Source organism: Methylobacterium brachythecii, assembly GCF_014196345.1.
Lineage (GTDB): Bacteria > Pseudomonadota > Alphaproteobacteria > Rhizobiales > Beijerinckiaceae > Methylobacterium > Methylobacterium brachythecii.
In genome coordinates this window covers 124,011-140,498 of sequence record NZ_JACIDN010000010.1, presented here as the reverse complement: position 1 = coordinate 140,498, position 16,488 = coordinate 124,011, and the positions used below count along the sequence as shown (strand labels likewise).

The following is a 16,488-nucleotide window of genomic DNA, read 5'->3' as shown; positions in this document are numbered from 1 at the left end:
ATGCCCTGCGGCAGGTGATCGAGACCCGCGCGAAGGCGCTCGGCTTCGATGCCTTCGCCGTCACGCGCCCTGATGCCGTGCCGGAGCTTGGCGAGCGCCTGAGCCGCTGGCTCGAGGAGGGCCATCACGGCGAGATGGCCTGGATGACCGATCGCAGCGACCAGCGCGCCGCGCCCTCCGCGCTCTGGGACGGCGTGCGCTCAATCGTGATGCTCGGGCTCAATGCCGCGCCCGATGCCGATCCATTGGCCAACCTCGCGCGGAAGGATCGCGCCACCATTGCGAGCTACGCCCAGCGCCGCGACTATCACGAGGTAATCAAGGGCAAGCTCAAGGAGGTCGGGCAACTGCTCTCCGCGCGAAGCGGCGCCTCGGCGAAAGTCTTCGTTGATACGGCGCCGGTGATGGAGAAGCCGCTCGCCGCCGCCGCCGGGCTCGGCTGGCAAGGCAAGCACACGGTCCTGGTCTCACGCGAGTTCGGAAACTGGATGCTGCTCGGCGCGATCTTCACCGCCGCCGAGCTTGAGCCCGACGCACCGGGCCGGGATTCGTGCGGCTCCTGCCGCCGCTGTCTCGACATCTGCCCGACGGATGCGTTTCCGGCGCCGTATCGGCTCGATGCGCGGCGGTGCATCTCCTACCTGACCATCGAGCACGAGGGGCCGATCCCACACGAATTCCGTGCGGCCATGGGCAATCGCATCTTCGGCTGCGACGACTGCCTCGCCGTCTGCCCCTGGAACAAGTTTGCGGAGCAGGCCGGCGAGGCGAAGATGGCCGCACGGGCCGACCTCGCCTCGCCGCCGCTGGCAGAGCTGTCGCGGCTCGACGATGCGGAGTTTCGCGCCTTCTTCGCCGGAACGCCGATCAAGCGGACAGGGCGCGACCGCTTCCTGCGCAACGTGCTGATCGCGATCGGCAATTCGGGTGATCTGGCGCTGGCCAGGGAGGCCATGCGCTGCCTCGACGATCCGGCTCCGGTGGTTCGCGGTGCGGCGGTCTGGGCCTGCGATAGGTTGCTCGACGATGGGCGGATGAGGGCATTGGCTAACGCGCACGCGGCCCGCGAAAGCGACGCTACCGTGCGCGAAGAATGGCGCGCCTGCTCTCCTCTCCCTTGCGGAGAGGAGTTGGAGTTGGGGGTGGCTCCGCCTGATCCGACACCGGCAAGCGGAACCACCCCCACCCTTCATCCCTCCCCGCAAGGGGGAGGGAAACGCGCGAGCTTTTCCGCATGAACCTCTTCGTCTTCGGCCTCGGCTACACGGCCCGGCATTTCGCCGAGCGGGAGCGTGCGCGCTTCGCGGTCGTTCGCGGAACGGTCACGGAAGCCGAGCGCGCCGAAGCCATCGCCGCCGAGACCGGCTTCGCCATGCGCGCCTTCGGGCCGGAGACGGACGACGCACGCATCGCCACCGACCTCGCCGACACCGACATGCTCCTGATCTCGGCCCCGCCGGGGCAGAGCGGTGACGGCGCGCTCGCCCGCTACCGGGATGCCATCGCCGCGAGCCGGATCGGCTGGATCGGCTACCTCTCGACCATCGGCGTCTATGGCGACCAGGGCGGCGCCTGGATCGACGAGAGCGAGCCGGCGCTCCCTAAGAGCGGCCGCTCGAAGGGACGGCTCGAGGCCGAGGAGGCGTGGCTGTCTCTCGGCTACGAGGCGGGCAAACCCGTTCAGGTCTTCCGGCTCTCGGGAATCTACGGCCCCGGCCGCAACCCAATCACCAAGCTGCGCGAGGGCAAGTCGCAGCGCATCGTGAAGGCCGGGCAGGTCTTCAACCGCATCCATGTCGACGACATCGCGACGGTGCTCGCCGCCTCGATCGAGCGGCCTCGGGGCGGCGCGATCTACAACGTCACCGACGACGAGCCGACGGCTCCGCAGGTGGTGATCGAGCATGCGGCCGAGATCACCGGCCTGCCGCTCCCGCCCGAGGTCGATTTCGAGACGGCCGATCTCAGCCCGATGGCGCGCAGTTTCTACGGCGAGAACAAGCGGGTGCGGAACCAACTGATCCGCCAAGAACTCGGCGTCGCACTCGCCTATCCGACCTATCGCGAGGGGCTCGCCGGCCTCGTCGCGGATGCCGAAGGCTGAGACTACTCGGCGGCTGGCAGGTTCAGCGAGAGCAGACGGGCCGTGCGGACGCGGGCGGCACCCGTGCTCTCGGCCATCGGAGGCGTGACGCCGAGTGCGCGGCGGGCATCGTCGAGGGCGGCGTGCACGGCGTCGATGGCGAGGATCAGCGCGCTGAGGACGCGGGTGTCGATCGACCGCTCGCGTGCATGGCGCACCACGTCGGCGACGAGTCCGTCCATCTCGCAGCCGATGGCGTTGAGCGCTGCCGGATTTTCCGCGGCGCGCACCTCCGCCAGGATGTCCAGCAAGCGGTCGAGCACGGCGTCGACGCGCTCGCGCCGCTTGCGGGCGAGGCGCTGGCCAATCCAGGCGAAGCAGGAGCCGAGCGTGCCGCCGAAGAAGGCGACGAGGTAGATGTAATCCTCGTAGCGCTGAAGGAAGGTCTGCTGCTCGCGCTCGAAATAGTCGACCGCGCCGGGGTGGTTCGGCAGCCGCGCGCTCGTGGCGGTGACCGTGGTCTCGTATTCCGGCGCCTTGACCTGGTTGGCGAGCGGTGTCGCCGCGGCGAGGCGCGGGCGCCATTCGAACAGATGCTGCACCACAGAGGCCACCGCGACCCGGTTCACCGAGCCGCGTGCCATCAGGCGGTAGGACACGCCGAGCGTATCGATGTCTTCCTCGGGCAGGGTCGGCCGTCCGCCGAAGGTGCCTGCGGCCACCGACATCGGCTGCAGCTCGGGAAACCGTTGGATGATCGCCTTGCTGTCCGGCACGCTGACCAGCGTCACCTTCTTCTCGGGCGAGAACGCCGCCACGGCGCGCACCACGGACACGGCCGGCTTGGAGGACGGTGCCGCGATCACGGCGATGGCATCGACGCGCTTCTCCTCCAGCGCGGACTTCACCTCGGCGGCCTTCAGCGGCACGATGCCGACGCGGCCGGCCGCGAGGGCCGGGTTGGTGGCGTCGGCGCCCGAAGCGGGCACGAAGTCGTAGAAGTCGAGCAGGTGGCTGATGACGGCGAGATCGGCATCGTGACGCATCAGCACGCCGAGCCGGCGCTTCGACAGATCGGGGAAGGTGTCGATGTCCGAAGCATCGGGCGCGGCGATGATCAGGGCCTCGTCGTGCAGCACCGCCAGCGTCAGGCCGTTATCCGGCAGCTTGACGTCCGGGCGGACCACGGCGAGGTCGGCACGATTCTCCTGGAGCGCCCGCGCACTGTCGTCCACGTCGTCGAGGGTCAGCAGATTGAGGCGGATGTCCTCGCGATTCTTGGCGAGCGCCTTCGCATAGGCGTCCATCAGGACGGCCTCGGCGCCGTCGCGCGGGCCGACGGCGACGGTGAGCGTGGTGGGGCGCGACAGGTAGACCACCGCCCCGGCGATCGCGGCGAGGCCGAGGGCGAGCAGGACGAGAATCCACTCCCGCCTCATGAGGCAGGTGGCCAAGAAAGCGGCGACGGAGCGCCGGAGCGTTCGAAGCGGCGTGTTATCCATACCCAAGTCATGGAATGGAAACCTGTCCAGATCGTGAAGAACCGATGAAAACGCGGAACGTTGCCGCCGAAAGGAAAGCAAGACCTGCGCCCGCCGTAACTGAGCAGTGGCTGGAGCGCGTCGCGCTACATTACCTTGACCGTTACAGCGCGACTGCAGAGATGCTTCGCCGTGTGCTCGCGCGCCGCGTCGAGAAGCGCTCCCGCGACCGTCTGGAAGAGCCCGCGGAGCATTCCGAGCTGATCGAGGCGACGGTCGCGCGCGCCGTCCGCGCCGGCCTCGTCGACGATGCGCGCTTCACGAATGCGCGGCTCGCGACGCTGCGTCGCAGGGGTACCTCGACCCGGAAGGCCGGCGCGGCTCTGGCCGCCAAGGGCGTCGATCGTGCGACCGTGGAGGCCGCTCTCGCGATGGAGCGGGAAGAGAGCGAGGCCGGCGAGACGGCCGAAGAGGTAGCAGCCCGGGCTTTCGCCCGCCGCCGCCGAATCGGACCGCACCGCCCGGCCGACACGCGCCCCGCCCATCGCGAGCGCGATCTCGCCGCGATGGCTCGGGCAGGCTTCTCCTATTCCGTGGGCAAAGCCGTGATCGACGCCGACGCGAACGAGAGCCAACCCTCGACGAAGGGCCTCGACATCTGATCCTGCCGCACCACCTCGCCTCTCATCGCGCAGCCGCGCGAGATGCCAAGGGAGCACCAGATGACCGACCGCCACGCGAGCGCCCATTGGGAAGGCGACGGCAAGTCCGGCAAGGGCACGATCACGACGCAGTCCGGCGTGCTGGACAACAATCCCTACGGCTTCAACACGCGTTTCGAGAACGAGCCGGGCACCAACCCGGAGGAGCTGATCGCCGCGGCCCATGCGAGCTGCTTCACCATGGCGCTCGCCTTCCAGCTGCAGGAAGCGGGACTGAAGGCTGATTCGCTGGATACGAAGTCGGTGGTCACGCTCGTGAAGGACGGTGCCGGCTTCAAGGTGACGAAATCCGCCCTGACGCTCACCGCCAAAATCCCCGGCATCGACAAGGCCAAGTTCGACGAACTGACCTACAACGCCAAGACCGGGTGCCCGATCTCGAAGCTCTTCACGGCGGAAGTCACGCTTCAGGCGACGCTGGCCTGAAAGCGGGCACCGTCGTTCCGGGGCCGCGCAGCGGAACCCGGAATCCAGACGCACAGGTTCGGTCGAACCTGACTGCGTCGGCGGCTCTGGATTCCGGGTTCGCCTTCGGCGCCCCGGAATGACGATGATGGAGACGGTAAAGATCCGTGGGCGGATCGGTCGCATCTCCGATCCCTGCCGATTCCCTCGTTCGACCGCCCGCATCCTTGTTCTCGTTCCCTCAAACGTTCATGGTACGTTCCATGGACGAAACGCTCGCGAAGAAGCTGCGCATCCTCGCGGACGCAGCCAAGTATGACGCTTCCTGCGCCTCATCGAATGCGCCGAAACGCTCGGCCGGCAAGGATGGGCTCGGCTCGACAACGGGGGCGGGCATCTGCCACGCCTATACGCCCGACGGGCGATGCGTCTCGCTGCTCAAGATCCTGCTGACGAATTACTGCCTGTTCGATTGCGTTTATTGCGTAAACCGGCGCTCCTCGAACGTCCAGCGCGCGCGCTTCTCGGTCGATGAGGTCGTCACGCTCACAATCGAATTCTACAAGCGCAACTATATCGAGGGCTTGTTTCTCTCCTCCGGCATCATTCGCTCGCCCGACTACACGATGGAGCAAATGACGCTGGTCGCGAAGAAGCTGCGGCGCGATCACGGATTTCGCGGTTACATCCACCTCAAATCGATCCCCGAGGCGAGCCCGTGGCTTGTCGAAGAGGCGGGTCTCTTCGCCGACCGGCTCTCGATCAATCTGGAGCTCCCCACCGAAGCGAGCCTGACGCGGCTCGCGCCCGAAAAGAGCGGCGCGACGATCGAGACGGCGATGGGCCGGATCGGCGAGCGGATCAGCCAGGCCCGCGCCGAGAAGCGGCGCTTCTCTCCCGCCGGGCAATCGACACAGGTGATCGTCGGCGCCGATGCCACCGACGATTCCGCCATGATCGCCAAGAGCGCCGTGCTCTACGGGTCCTATCGGCTTTCGCGCGTCTATTACTCGGCCTTCAGCCCGATCCCCGATGCCTCCTCGGCCCTTCCGCCGCAGGCGCCCCCGCTGAAGCGCGAGCACCGGCTCTATCAGGCCGATTGGATGCTCCGGTACTACAAGTTCACCGCCCCAGAAGTGGCCGAGGCGACCGATGGCGGCATGCTCGCCCTCGACATCGACCCGAAGCTCGCCTGGGCGCTCAAGAACCGGCACCTCTTTCCCGTCGACGTGAACCGGGCCGATCGCGAGATGCTGTTGCGCGTGCCCGGGCTCGGCACACGGGCGGTCGATGCGATCCTCAAGGCGCGTCGCCACACCCGATTGCGGCTCGACGACGTGAAGCGACTGACCGCCGGGCTGAAACGGGCGCGCGAGTTCCTGATCGCCGAGGATTATCGCCCCGGCGCGACGAGCCAGCGGCTCGACCTGCGCGCGCGTCTCGCCGAGCCGGCACAGCAGTTGAGCCTGTTCTGAGATGTCTGAACGTCTCCACCGTCATTGCGAGCGCAGCGAAGCAATCCAGACTTTTCAGACGCGGAAACGTCGCTTGGATTGCTTCGCTGCGCTCGCAATGACGGGGTGGATGCGGAGCGCGTTGTGAGATGAGAGCCGGGCCACCGCTCAACCCTCCCCCCTCTGCGGGAGAGGGTGGCGCGCGAAGCGGGTCGGGAGAGGGGAACGACCTCTCCGGAAAAGACGCTCCCGTCTCCCGACCCTCGCTGATGCGAGGGCCACCCTCCTCCGCGGAGGGGGGAGGGGTCTCCGTTGCATCTCTTGAACAGGGGGCTGACCTTGCCGGCTTCCGGCGGGCTGCGCGGCGCCTGATCGCCGCCTCGATCCCGCCAGAGCGCATCGTCTGGCAAATCGGCGAAGCCGCGAGCCTGTTCGGCGACGGCGCGGAGACCGCGGAAGCTCCGCCGCTCCATCTGCCGCGCGCGGTCGGCGAACTGATCCCGATGATCGTCCCGCACAGCGACCCGGAGCGCTACGCGCTGCTCTACGCTTTGATCTGGCGCGTCACGCGAGGCGAGCGCGCACTCCTCGACGTATTGAGCAATCCGCTCGTCCATCGTCTGCACCTGATGCGGAAGGCCGTGCGGCGTGACCTGCACAAAATGCACGCCTTCCTGCGTTTCCGCCGTGTCGAGGGCGGCCCGCCCGAAAAGTTCGCGGCTTGGTTCGAGCCGGATCACCACATTCTGGAGGCGGCCGCACCGTTCTTCGTGGAGCGATTCCGCTCCTTCGCCTGGTCGATCCTGACGCCGGAGGGCTCGGCACATTGGGACACCGATCGCTTGAGCTTCGGGCCGCCGGGGCGCCGCGAGGAGGTGCCAGAGGGCGACGGCTTCGAGGCCGGCTGGCGCGACTATTACGAGAGCACCTTCAATCCAGCCCGGCTCAACCTCGACGCCATGCGCGCCGAGATGCCCAAAAAGTACTGGCGGAACATGCCAGAGACGGCCGCGATTCCCAGGCTCGTCCGTGATGCCGCCATGCGGACCTCGGAGATGATTGAGAGGATGCCGCAGATGCCGACGAAACGCGATCCCGCCAAGGCCGTCGCGGCGATGGCCGACCAAAATCCGGCCTCGCTCGACGCGCTGAACGCCATCATCAAACGCTCGGAGCCGCTGGTGCCGGGCGCCACACAGGCCGTGCTTGGCGAAGGGCCGGTCGGCGCAGCGATCGCCTTCGTTGGCGAGCAGCCGGGCGACCAGGAGGATCTGCAAGGGCGCCCCTTCGTCGGGCCGGCCGGCCAGCTTTTCTCACGGGCGATGGAGCAGGCCGGACTGAGTCGCGGGGATGCCTACGTCACGAATGCGGTGAAGCACTTCAAGTTCACCCAGCGCGGCAAACGCCGCATCCATGAGAAGCCGACGGCCGGCGAGGTGAGCCACTATCGCTGGTGGCTCGAGCGCGAGCTCGACTTCGTGCATCCGAAGATCGTGGTGGCGCTTGGCGCGACCGCAGTTTTGGCGCTCGCCGGCAAGGCCGTTCCGATCACCCGCAACCGCGGCCCGTTCGATTTCGGCGGCAAGCCGTTCCAGGGCTTCATCACCGTCCACCCGTCCTACCTACTCAGGTTGCCGGACGAGGAGGCGAAGGCAGCGGCCTACGAGGCCTTCGTGGACGATCTTAGGCGGATTGGAGAACTGGCGGCTTAGACAGTTTCGGCGTCGGGCGGTGGCTTTTGTCGGCCGCTGGAGAGAGCGGCGCGAATTGCGTGGCCAATCGTGTCTGCGAAGAGCAGCTCCGTTGCCATGATCAACAGCTCCGCCGTGAGATATCCCGCGACTTGTGCGAAGCCGCCGGATGGGTTCGGAACCGAGGTGGTGCTCACCACCGATGCCACGGTGACGACGTTCCAGGCGGACACCATCAGCCAGATGATCGCCACGCCGATGAAGATTTGACGCCACGTCCTGACAATCACGCCGCAAAGAAACGCGACGAGGACGAGCGCCACGAGCAGCCCTACTGCTCCACCGGCCGCTTCCAGGGCATGATCTTGCGCATGGTCTGCATCTGCTGATCGGTCGGCTCGTTCTTCGCCTCGATCGCCTTGATCTCGTCGTCCTGCGCCAGCTTCAGCCTGACCTTCATCACCTTGCGGGCTTGGTCAGCGGGCATGGCACCGATTGGCACCATCATCGCGATGAGCTGGAACCGGGTCTTCTTGTCGATGAAGCGCGACGACTTCACGTCTTCGAATTCGCTCATACGGTGGATTTTCTGCGAACCGCCGACGAACACTTTCGGGCCGGCGGGCATCACCACGATGTCGCCGGGACGCAGCGTCTTGTCCTCGAGGATAGCCTTGGTCGGGTTGTCCTGGATCGCCTGCTGATCCACCGGCTGCTTACCGCTGATGTCGCTCTTGAGATCGTCGGTGCGGGGCAGGGCGGCGTAGCGTGTTCGCAACGCACGGCGGCGTTCGGAACGGTAGCGCCGGTAGGAGCGGTCTCCGAACACGCCCGGGCTGCCATAGGACGGCGCGGGAGCCGGCGCCGCTTGGCGCTGCGTCCCAAACAGCATTTCGAAGAAGCCACCATCCTGGGCATTCACGCCGACGGCGGTGGCCAACAGCAGGCTTGCCGAAGCGAAGCCCAGTGCAACGGCACGCCGCGCGCTGCCTTTTCGGGGCGAGTTCATGGCGTGTCCCTCGCTGCTCGTCCAAGCTGGGCCGGTTATGCCTCAACGGGAGCATGTGCATCGGGTTCCGGTCAGGCTCAAATGATACCTTAAATTAACCTGAACGGCACGCCCGGCTGACGAAGTTTAATTTGTCGGCAGACAAGAAGGCGGCGGGGTCTCTGCCCCGCCGCATCCGTCGGTTCAGAATGTTGGCCGGCCGTTTGCGTAGCGCCCGCCGGTCGAGCCGGTGACGACGTCGTCCGCGGCTCCGGTCACACCACCGACGACACCGCCAACCACGCTGCCGACACCGTTGGTCACGCCGCCGACGACGTTGCCGACGCCACCAACTAGACCGCCGCGAGCGCCGGGCGGGTCGATATGTGCACCGAACACGTTGAGCGTGCCGTCGTCGTTGTAGCCGGGCGCGCGGCCGTCATAACCCGCCGCGCTGCCTTGGTCGCCATAGCCGCTGCCGAGGACCTGCGCAGAGGCCGGCGCCGCGGCGAGGCCGAGGGTCACGGCGGCGGCTGCGATGGCGGTCTTCATACGAGTGTTCATGACGAACTCCACTGATGCCGAGCTACCCGGAAGACCGGGGATCGGTCTCGGGTGCTGCCCGGCGTTGCGTGGACCGGATCTGGTGAGTGTGAATCTCACGACAAGACACGCTTTGTCGCAGTGCAGCATCGTTATATTTCGCTTATCGGCCAGTTGTTTGCAGATTATTTCATGTCGCCCGCCGATCGTGAAAAGTCTCTCAAAGATCAGAGACGGTTCCCGTTGCTCGGCTCGATCGCGTGGGTGCCGTGCTCAATCACACATGGTTCGGCGGAGAACGGACGAATGCGGAAGCGGCGGAGCCGAGGCCCCGCCGTGATTTCCAAGAAACCCGAAAAGTCAGCCGCCCTTGCTCGGGTCGTCGGCCGGGTTGACGTAGTCCACGCCGAACGGGCCGGAGCCGTTGACCTGCTGCTCCACCGGCTCGCCCGTCGTCCACAGCGAATGTGGCATCAGCTCCGGCAGATAGACGAAGCCGCCGGTCCGCAATTCCTTGCCCTTCGTCTTGTCGACCGTCTTGCCATGCTGGTGGAAAATCGAGCCGCTGAGGATCGTCAGTGTCTCGGGCTTCGAATGGGTGTGAGGCGCGATCAGGGTGTTGGCCGGGAACTTCACCCGGAGCGCGAAGGGGCCCGGTTGCGAGGGATCTCCGGAGAGAACGGCGAGCTCCGTGCCCTTCGGCAGGTTCTTCGGGCCCGGCCCGTATTTCACCGAAGCCGCATCGGGCGTTTCGACCAGGTGCTCCTCGGCGAGGGCCGCTCCGCCGATCGTGAGCCCCGCGAGCCCGGCGAGCAGGGCGACTTGGACGTGCTTCCTCATCCTGTCCTCTTGTCGTTGTGTCGAGGAGCGGAAGATGTCGCTCGGGCGGAGGGTCCTCAAGCCGTCCCTTGGTCCACCCATCCGCCACGGTGGCGCGGGCGCGTCCGGCCCTCTAGACAGGGCCTCGATCCGTGCACGAGTCCGAAGAATGACCGCCGAGCCTGAGAACCAGCCCAAAAAGTCCGTCGGCGAAGGCGATCAGGTCATCCTGGTCGACGGCTCGTCCTTCATTTTTCGCGCGTATTTCCAGTCGATCAATCAGGACCAGAAGTACAACACACGGCCCTCGGACGGCCTGCCCACCGGCGCGGTGCGGCTGTTCTGCACGAAGATCGCCCAGTTCCTCCAGGACGGCGCGGCCGGCATCAAGCCGAGCCATCTCGGTATCGTCTTCGACAAGTCCGAGCAGAGTTTTCGCAAGGAACTCTACCCCGACTACAAGGCCCACCGCCCCGATGCGCCGGACGACCTCAAGCGCCAGATGCCGCTGATGCGCGACGCCGTGCGCGCCTTCGGCCTGCATGCCATCGAGATGGAGCGCTACGAGGCCGACGACCTGATCGCGACCTATGCCCGGCAGGCCGAGGCCCGGGGTGCCGGCGTCATCATCGTGTCCTCCGACAAGGACCTGATGCAGCTCGTCTCGGAGAAAATCCGGTTCTACGACTTCGAATCCGGGGCCAAGGGCAAGCCGGGCTACCGGCCTGAGCGCAACCTCGATCAAGAGGCCATCGTCGCCAAGTGGGAGGGCCTGGAGCCGAGCCAGATCGGCGATGCGCTCGCGCTGATCGGCGACACCTCGGACAACGTGCCCGGCGTGCCCGGCATCGGCCTCAAGACCGCCGCCGCGCTGATCAAGGAATACGGTGGCCTGGAGCAGCTGCTGGAGCGGGCCGGCGAGATCAAGCAGCCCAAGCGCCGCGAGACACTGCTCGCCAATATCGAGCAGGCCCGCCTCTCGCGAAAGCTCGTGGCGCTGGTCGAGGACGTCGCGGTGCCCGTGGCGCTCGACGAACTCGGCGTGCCGAAGCCCGACCCGGACAAGCTCGTCGGCTTCCTGAAGGCGATGGAGTTCAACACGCTCACCCGCCGCATCGCCGACATGCTGCATGTCGACCCGGAGAAGGTGAAGCCGGACCCGTCCCTGGCGCCCGGCGCGCGTGACGACGCCCCCTTCGACGATCCGGAGACGGCGGCCGCCGGGGCTGAGCGCGGGCCGGGCGAGGCGCCTCCCAGCGCCGATCCCTTCGCGGGCCTCGACCTGCCGGATGCGCCGGCCAAGAAGCGCGGCTCGGCCGAGCCGACGCCCTCCACCCTCGTCGCCGAGCGCGCGGCCGAGGCGGTCAAACCGTTCGACCGCGAGGCCTACGAGACCATCCTCAACCGCGAACAGCTCGATGCCTGGATCGCCGAGGGCTTCGAGGCCGGCATCGTCGCGGTGGACACCGAGACCGACGCGCTCGACGCGCACCGGGCCGGGCTCGTCGGCGTCTCGCTCTGCGTCGGCGTGGGGCGCGCGGCCTACATCCCGCTGAGCCATGTCGCGGCCGTGGGCGGCGGCGACCTGTTCGGAGACAAGGCCGCTTCCGACGTCACCGAGCCGGTCGCGGGCCAGATCCCGCTCAAGGAGGCGATCGCGGCGCTCAAGCCGCTGCTGGAAGACCCTGGCACGCTGAAGATCGGCCAGAACATCAAGTACGACCTGTCGGTGCTCGCGCGCTACGGCATCACGGTCGCGCCCTTCGACGACACCATGCTGATCTCCTACGTGCTCGATGCCGGCAAGGGCGGGCACGGCATGGACGAGCTCTCCAAGCGCCATCTCGGGCACACGCCGATCACCTTCTCCGAGGTCACCGGCACCGGCCGCAACAAGATCACCTTCGAGCGCGTGCCGCTGGACAAGGCCACCGCCTATGCCGCCGAGGATGCCGACGTCACCTTCCGGCTCTGGCGGATGATGAAGCCGCGGCTCGCCGCCGAGCGCCGCGTCACCGTCTACGAGACGCTGGAGCGCCCGCTGGTCTCGGTGCTCGCCCGCATGGAGGCCGAGGGCATCCGCATCGACCGCGACATGCTGAGCCGCCTCTCCGGCGACTTCTCCCAGACGCTCGCCCGGCTGGAAGAGGAGATCCAGGAGGATGCGGGCGAGAAATTCCAGGTCGGCTCGCCGAAGCAGATCGGCGATATCCTGTTCGGCAAAATGGGCCTGCCCGGCGCCAAGAAGACGCCGTCCGGCCAATGGGCCACGCCCGCGACCCTGCTCGAAGAACTCGCCCAGGCCGGCCACGATCTCCCGAAGAAGATCCTCAACTGGCGCCAACTCTCGAAGCTGAAATCGACCTATACCGACACGCTGCAGGAGCATGCGGACCGGCAGACCAACCGCATCCACACCTCCTTCGCGCTCGCCGCGACCACCACCGGGCGGCTCTCGTCCTCGGAGCCGAACCTGCAGAACATCCCGATCCGCACCGAGGAAGGTCGGCGCATCCGCAAGGCCTTCGTCGCGCCGGAGGGCACGCGGCTGATCTCGGCCGACTATTCGCAGATCGAGCTACGCCTGCTGGCCCATATCGCCGACATCCCGCAGTTGCAGGAGGCCTTCGAGCAGGGGCTCGACATCCACGCGGCCACGGCCAGCGCCATGTTCGGCGTGCCCCTCGACCAGATGACCAGCGACCTGCGCCGGCGCGCCAAGACGATCAATTTCGGCATCATCTACGGCATCTCGGCCTTCGGCCTCGCCGACCGCCTCGGCATCGGTCGCGAGGAGGCGAGCCTCTTCATCAAGCAGTATTTCGAGCGGTTCCCGGGTATCCGAGACTACATCGAGGCCACCAAAAAACTCTGCCGGGACAAGGGCTACGTGACGACCCTGTTCGGCCGCGTCTGCCACTACCCGCAGATCCGCTCCAACAACCCGAACGAGCGCGCCTCGGTGGAGCGCCAGGCCATCAACGCCCCGATCCAGGGCACGGCCGCCGACATCATCCGCCGCGCCATGATCCGCATGGAGGCCGCGCTGAAGGCCGAGCGCGTCACCGCCCGCATGCTGCTGCAGGTGCACGACGAGCTGGTCTTCGAGGTGCCGGAGGAGGAGATCGACAAGGCGATCCCGGTGATCCAGCGCGTCATGGTCGAGGCGCCGGCCCCAGCCGTGTCACTGAAGGTGCCGCTGGTGGTGGAGGCGCGGGCGGCTGGGAATTGGGATGAGGCGCATTAGTCAGGCGCGGTTCGCCCATCCATCCGCCTCTTCCTGACGGCATTTCGCCGAGGCTGGCTAGCCAAACGAACAACGGAGGGAGCAACGTGGTTGCAATCAGGGCAACCCGCTCTGCTGCCGTGCCCGAACCTGAGCGATGCCGTCGGACCATTGTGTGACTGGTTTCAAAAGCGCTGATTTCATCGCGCTGATGTTCGTTTTGCTTAATCCTACCTTGGTGGGCACGGTAGCGCTGGCAACCCCTCCAAGCGCATGCATACTATTTCCCTTCTTAAGTTTCATATGCATCGCTTCATGAAAAACTAAATTGGCCATAACTGTAGCAGTATACGGGCGAGTGTATACCTCGGCAATAGAAGGCTTATTGCCTGGTCCAATAAGAGTTTGACCATCTGAGCCGTCTTGCGCAAAATCTCCAGTTGAGTCGTACATATATGCGACGCTGTCAAATCTAGATGGAACCATATAAATTAAAATATCAAGACTACTTGGCGTCGGATCCCAATACCACCACCAAGCCCGCATAGTTGGTTGGTTTTCGGTAGAACATTGGCTCAAATATCCATTCAGTATTTTTATCATATCTGCTTTCTTCTCAGGCTTATATTCCTCCCATAGGTCCAATAGGTACATCTCCGGCACGAGCAACCTCCGTAAGGAACTGGAATGAGCAGACAAATTTCTAGGGAATCTTCAACAAGTCTATGCCGACATCTAGCTGCTTATCAAGACTAATTTCTAGTTGTGGTGGCGTTAGTGGAGCTGATAATCACTCTAAACGAAAGCGCATAGAAAATTAATACAAGTTTATAGACTTTGCGCGGCTCGATCAATATTCATCGTGAAGTCATCCGAGATAAAATGAGTGCGTTTGATTGAACGTGGTGTGCCAACTAAGTTTAGAGGCAAGTCTTCAATTTGCTTGCCCCTCACCGCTGCGTCCGCGCAGTAGCGCCGTTTCGCAAAAACCCCGATAGGGTCCAATCGATTGTTTGTTTTTGATGATTTGGACTAAGGCCCCCGCCCGCAATCCTTATCCTGGGGTAGGCTGGCGGGTTGGCGGACAGGGACGGCCGCTCTGCGCCGACGTGCGTTTCACCATCGCCACGCCGCTGCTAAACCCTCGGCGACATGCCCCACACCGTCGCCGCCCTCTACCAGTTCGTCTCTCTGCCCGACGCCGCCGCGTTGCAGGCGCCGTTGCAGGCGCTGTGCGAGTCGCTCGGCATCGCCGGCACGCTGCTGCTGGCGGAGGAGGGGATCAACGGTACCGTCGCGGGCTCGGCCGAGGCGATCGACGCCTTCCTGGCGGAGCTGCGTGGCCCCTTGCTCGGCGGCCGGCTCGACAACCTCGAATGCAAGCTCTCCACCGCCGAGGCGCCGCCCTTCCGCCGCCTCAAGGTGAAGCTGAAGCCCGAGATCGTCACCTTCGACGGGGGCCGCACCGATCCGACGCGCGGGGCCGGCGAGACCGTCGCCCCCGAGGACTGGAACGCGCTGATGGCGCGGCCGAACCTGCTCCTCGTCGATACCCGCAACGCCTTCGAGGTGGCGCTCGGCACGTTCGAGGGCGCGGTCGATCCCGGCACAAGGAGTTTTTCGGAGTTTCGCGCCTATGCGGACGGGCTCGATCCGGCCGAGCAGCCAGAGGTCGCGCTGTTCTGCACCGGCGGCATCCGCTGCGAGAAGGCCGGGGCCTATCTGAAGGAGCGCGGCTTCGCGCATGTCCACCTGCTCAAGGGCGGCATCCTAAAGTACCTCAAGACCGTGCCCGAGGCCGAGAGCCGCTGGCGCGGCGACTGCTTCGTCTTCGACGAGCGAGTCGCGTTGGGCCACGGGCTGGAGGAGCGGCCGGAGCACGAGCCGGAGGAGACGCGGTAGCGGTTCCCGAGTGGGCGCCCCGCCATCGCGCCGATCCTCGTCATTGCGAGCGCAACGAAGCAATTCAGCCGCTTCAGACGCGGAGACGTCGCCTGGATTGCTTCGCTGCGCCCGCAACGACGGTCACATGTTGACATAATTCCTATTTTATGATTGTTTCCTTTCACTCGCGTCCCGGACTTTCGGGGTGCGCCGCCGGTGACCGACTGGAGGCGTGATGGGAGGCGGGGCGGTGCCTGCGGCGGGGGTTCGGTCCCCTCGCTCCGGGCGACGGGTTCGGCGAGACGCCGCTCTCGGATCGGGCACGGACACGCGGGAACGCGCACCGGGAGGAAATGACCGGTCCCGTGACCCAACTCTGGGACGGAAGAGTGAACTGCGGCGCTGCTCACTACGGGGCAGTAGGCTGGGACAGACCCTTTTGTGGCAACCCGGGGCATCACGACCCGGAAACGTCTACTCGCAGGCCGGATCCCGTTGGAGACACCGCGACGAAAAACCGGCCGACGGCCTCGCATGGGGGCCGCCGACCGCGGGACGCCGGGGAACCGTCGTTTCTGACTGCAAGCTTGCCGTGGTTCTGCGGCGTCCCGCGTCACCCCACCCCCCGGAGCGCTCAGCTCGCGGGGACGCGTGAACGCGCCTCGGATACAAGGGCCGGCGACAGGAGCACCGATGACCGACCCACATGACAGCCGGATCGACCGCCTCGAGATCCGCCTCACCGAGCAGGAGGCCACGATCGAGGATCTCAACGCGACGATCACCGCGCAATGGAAGAAGATCGACGCCCTGGTGCGCGCGGTCCAGCGCCTCGAAGCCCAGATCGAGGAGGCCTCTGCCGCCCGCGGGAGCGCCGGCGCGCCGGAGCCGCCCCCGCCGCATTACTGAGCCACGCCGCGGCCCCGCTTGCGAAAGCGGAGCGTTTTTCGTAACGCTCCGCGCACGGTCAGGGCGGTTAGCTCAGTTGGTAGAGCGTCTCGTTTACACCGAGAATGTCGGCGGTTCGAGCCCGTCACTGCCCACCAATCTTTTTAGCTACTTAAGCGGATCGTTAAATTCGATTCTCCATTTATTCTCCGAAAACCCCCAGCTTCGGTGCTCATGAACGGATCCAGCCTATGATGATCTATGTGAGCCCCGCGCCCACGGTCTGCATAAGGTTGAGGGCGAT

The 16,488-nt window shown here is 65.9% G+C and carries 15 protein-coding genes and 1 tRNA gene; 10 read left to right on the top strand and 6 right to left on the bottom strand.

The genetic code is table 11. The annotated features are described in order from the left end of the window. Positions 1 to 17: 17 nt before the first annotated feature. Both queG and GGR33_RS22920 read left to right on the top strand, forming a co-directional pair. Positions 18 to 1,238 carry a tRNA epoxyqueuosine(34) reductase QueG gene (queG, locus tag GGR33_RS22925; protein ID WP_425488811.1) on the top strand — a complete coding sequence of 407 codons (1,221 nt, stop codon included), beginning with the start codon at positions 18 to 20 and terminating at the stop codon, positions 1,236 to 1,238. Continuing rightward, a complete protein-coding gene (locus GGR33_RS22920) occupies positions 1,235 to 2,104 on the top strand; it encodes an SDR family oxidoreductase (protein ID WP_183511535.1) in 870 nt (289 codons plus the stop codon). The genes queG and GGR33_RS22920 overlap by 4 nt, the downstream gene beginning before the upstream one ends. Before the next feature lie 2 nt (positions 2,105 to 2,106). Here the strand turns inward: GGR33_RS22920 and GGR33_RS22915 are convergent, their stop codons facing one another. Further along, positions 2,107 to 3,522: a TAXI family TRAP transporter solute-binding subunit gene (locus GGR33_RS22915; protein ID WP_183511531.1), complete on the bottom strand. Its 1,416-nt coding sequence runs from the start codon at positions 3,520 to 3,522 to the stop codon at positions 2,107 to 2,109. Between the two features lie 224 nt (positions 3,523 to 3,746). Here GGR33_RS22915 and GGR33_RS22910 point away from each other — a divergent pair, with 224 nt between their 5' ends. From GGR33_RS22910 to GGR33_RS22895, 4 genes are all read left to right on the top strand, one after another. Beyond that, the gene (locus GGR33_RS22910) at positions 3,747 to 4,226 is read left to right on the top strand and encodes a RecX family transcriptional regulator (RefSeq protein WP_306484265.1); all 480 of its coding nucleotides are present in this window, start codon (positions 3,747 to 3,749) and stop codon (positions 4,224 to 4,226) included. Between the two features lie 60 nt (positions 4,227 to 4,286). Continuing rightward, positions 4,287 to 4,712, top strand: coding sequence for an OsmC family protein (locus tag GGR33_RS22905; RefSeq protein ID WP_183511502.1), 426 nt, complete (start codon positions 4,287 to 4,289; stop codon positions 4,710 to 4,712). A 242-nt stretch (positions 4,713 to 4,954) separates the two neighbouring features. Next, entirely contained in the window at positions 4,955 to 6,166 is a 1,212-nt protein-coding gene (locus GGR33_RS22900; RefSeq protein ID WP_183511497.1) for a putative DNA modification/repair radical SAM protein, read from the top strand. Positions 6,167 to 6,414: 248 nt separating this feature from the next. Next, positions 6,415 to 7,857 (top strand): UdgX family uracil-DNA binding protein, encoded by a 1,443-nt coding sequence (locus tag GGR33_RS22895; RefSeq protein WP_183511490.1) that lies wholly within the window; start codon positions 6,415 to 6,417, stop codon positions 7,855 to 7,857. Here GGR33_RS22895 and GGR33_RS22890 read toward each other — a convergent pair. The 4 genes from GGR33_RS22890 to GGR33_RS22875 all read right to left on the bottom strand — a co-directional run bounded on the left by GGR33_RS22890 (position 7,854) and on the right by GGR33_RS22875 (position 10,207). Continuing rightward, positions 7,854 to 8,159: a hypothetical protein gene (locus GGR33_RS22890; RefSeq protein ID WP_183511465.1), complete on the bottom strand. Its 306-nt coding sequence runs from the start codon at positions 8,157 to 8,159 to the stop codon at positions 7,854 to 7,856. The genes GGR33_RS22895 and GGR33_RS22890 overlap by 4 nt on opposite strands. Before the next feature lie 8 nt (positions 8,160 to 8,167). Beyond that, positions 8,168 to 8,845, bottom strand: a complete 678-nt coding sequence (locus tag GGR33_RS22885; protein ID WP_183511456.1) for a hypothetical protein — start codon at positions 8,843 to 8,845, stop codon at positions 8,168 to 8,170. Between the two features lie 183 nt (positions 8,846 to 9,028). Further along, positions 9,029 to 9,388, bottom strand: coding sequence for a hypothetical protein (locus GGR33_RS22880; protein WP_246413405.1), 360 nt, complete (start codon positions 9,386 to 9,388; stop codon positions 9,029 to 9,031). 339 nt (positions 9,389 to 9,727) lie between these two features. Beyond that, the gene (locus tag GGR33_RS22875) at positions 9,728 to 10,207 is read right to left on the bottom strand and encodes a cupin domain-containing protein (RefSeq protein ID WP_183511446.1); all 480 of its coding nucleotides are present in this window, start codon (positions 10,205 to 10,207) and stop codon (positions 9,728 to 9,730) included. Positions 10,208 to 10,355: 148 nt separating this feature from the next. On the opposite strand from GGR33_RS22875, the gene polA reads away from it, so the two are divergent. After that, positions 10,356 to 13,433 carry a DNA polymerase I gene (gene polA, locus GGR33_RS22870; protein WP_183511438.1) on the top strand — a complete coding sequence of 1,026 codons (3,078 nt, stop codon included), beginning with the start codon at positions 10,356 to 10,358 and terminating at the stop codon, positions 13,431 to 13,433. Positions 13,434 to 13,529: 96 nt separating this feature from the next. On the opposite strand, the gene GGR33_RS22865 is transcribed toward polA, so the two are convergent. Further along, the gene (locus GGR33_RS22865) at positions 13,530 to 14,075 is read right to left on the bottom strand and encodes a hypothetical protein (protein ID WP_183511429.1); all 546 of its coding nucleotides are present in this window, start codon (positions 14,073 to 14,075) and stop codon (positions 13,530 to 13,532) included. 489 nt (positions 14,076 to 14,564) lie between these two features. Between GGR33_RS22865 and trhO the strand changes: the two genes are divergently transcribed. The 3 genes from trhO to GGR33_RS22850 all read left to right on the top strand — a co-directional run bounded on the left by trhO (position 14,565) and on the right by GGR33_RS22850 (position 16,342). Further along, positions 14,565 to 15,314, top strand: coding sequence for an oxygen-dependent tRNA uridine(34) hydroxylase TrhO (trhO, locus tag GGR33_RS22860; protein ID WP_183511424.1), 750 nt, complete (start codon positions 14,565 to 14,567; stop codon positions 15,312 to 15,314). A gap of 675 nt (positions 15,315 to 15,989) precedes the next feature. Further along, entirely contained in the window at positions 15,990 to 16,205 is a 216-nt protein-coding gene (locus GGR33_RS22855) for a SlyX family protein (RefSeq protein WP_183511417.1), read from the top strand. A 61-nt stretch (positions 16,206 to 16,266) separates the two neighbouring features. Further along, positions 16,267 to 16,342, top strand: a tRNA-Val gene (locus tag GGR33_RS22850). Positions 16,343 to 16,488 lie beyond the last annotated feature (146 nt).

What these genes read in the sequence shown, in the direction of transcription:
- GGR33_RS22920 (WP_183511535.1), top strand. Translation starts at nt 1,235, where the DNA reads ATGAACCTCTTCGTCTTCGGCCTCGGCTACACGGCCCGGCATTTCGCC.
- GGR33_RS22915 (WP_183511531.1), bottom strand. Translation starts at nt 3,522, where the DNA reads ATGAGGCGGGAGTGGATTCTCGTCCTGCTCGCCCTCGGCCTCGCCGCG.
- GGR33_RS22910 (WP_306484265.1), top strand. Translation starts at nt 3,747, where the DNA reads ATGCTTCGCCGTGTGCTCGCGCGCCGCGTCGAGAAGCGCTCCCGCGAC.
- GGR33_RS22905 (WP_183511502.1), top strand. Translation starts at nt 4,287, where the DNA reads ATGACCGACCGCCACGCGAGCGCCCATTGGGAAGGCGACGGCAAGTCC.
- GGR33_RS22900 (WP_183511497.1), top strand. Translation starts at nt 4,955, where the DNA reads ATGGACGAAACGCTCGCGAAGAAGCTGCGCATCCTCGCGGACGCAGCC.
- GGR33_RS22895 (WP_183511490.1), top strand. Translation starts at nt 6,415, where the DNA reads ATGCGAGGGCCACCCTCCTCCGCGGAGGGGGGAGGGGTCTCCGTTGCA.
- GGR33_RS22885 (WP_183511456.1), bottom strand. Translation starts at nt 8,845, where the DNA reads ATGAACTCGCCCCGAAAAGGCAGCGCGCGGCGTGCCGTTGCACTGGGC.
- GGR33_RS22880 (WP_246413405.1), bottom strand. Translation starts at nt 9,388, where the DNA reads ATGAACACTCGTATGAAGACCGCCATCGCAGCCGCCGCCGTGACCCTC.
- GGR33_RS22875 (WP_183511446.1), bottom strand. Translation starts at nt 10,207, where the DNA reads ATGAGGAAGCACGTCCAAGTCGCCCTGCTCGCCGGGCTCGCGGGGCTC.
- polA (WP_183511438.1), top strand. Translation starts at nt 10,356, where the DNA reads ATGACCGCCGAGCCTGAGAACCAGCCCAAAAAGTCCGTCGGCGAAGGC.
- trhO (WP_183511424.1), top strand. Translation starts at nt 14,565, where the DNA reads ATGCCCCACACCGTCGCCGCCCTCTACCAGTTCGTCTCTCTGCCCGAC.
- GGR33_RS22855 (WP_183511417.1), top strand. Translation starts at nt 15,990, where the DNA reads ATGACCGACCCACATGACAGCCGGATCGACCGCCTCGAGATCCGCCTC.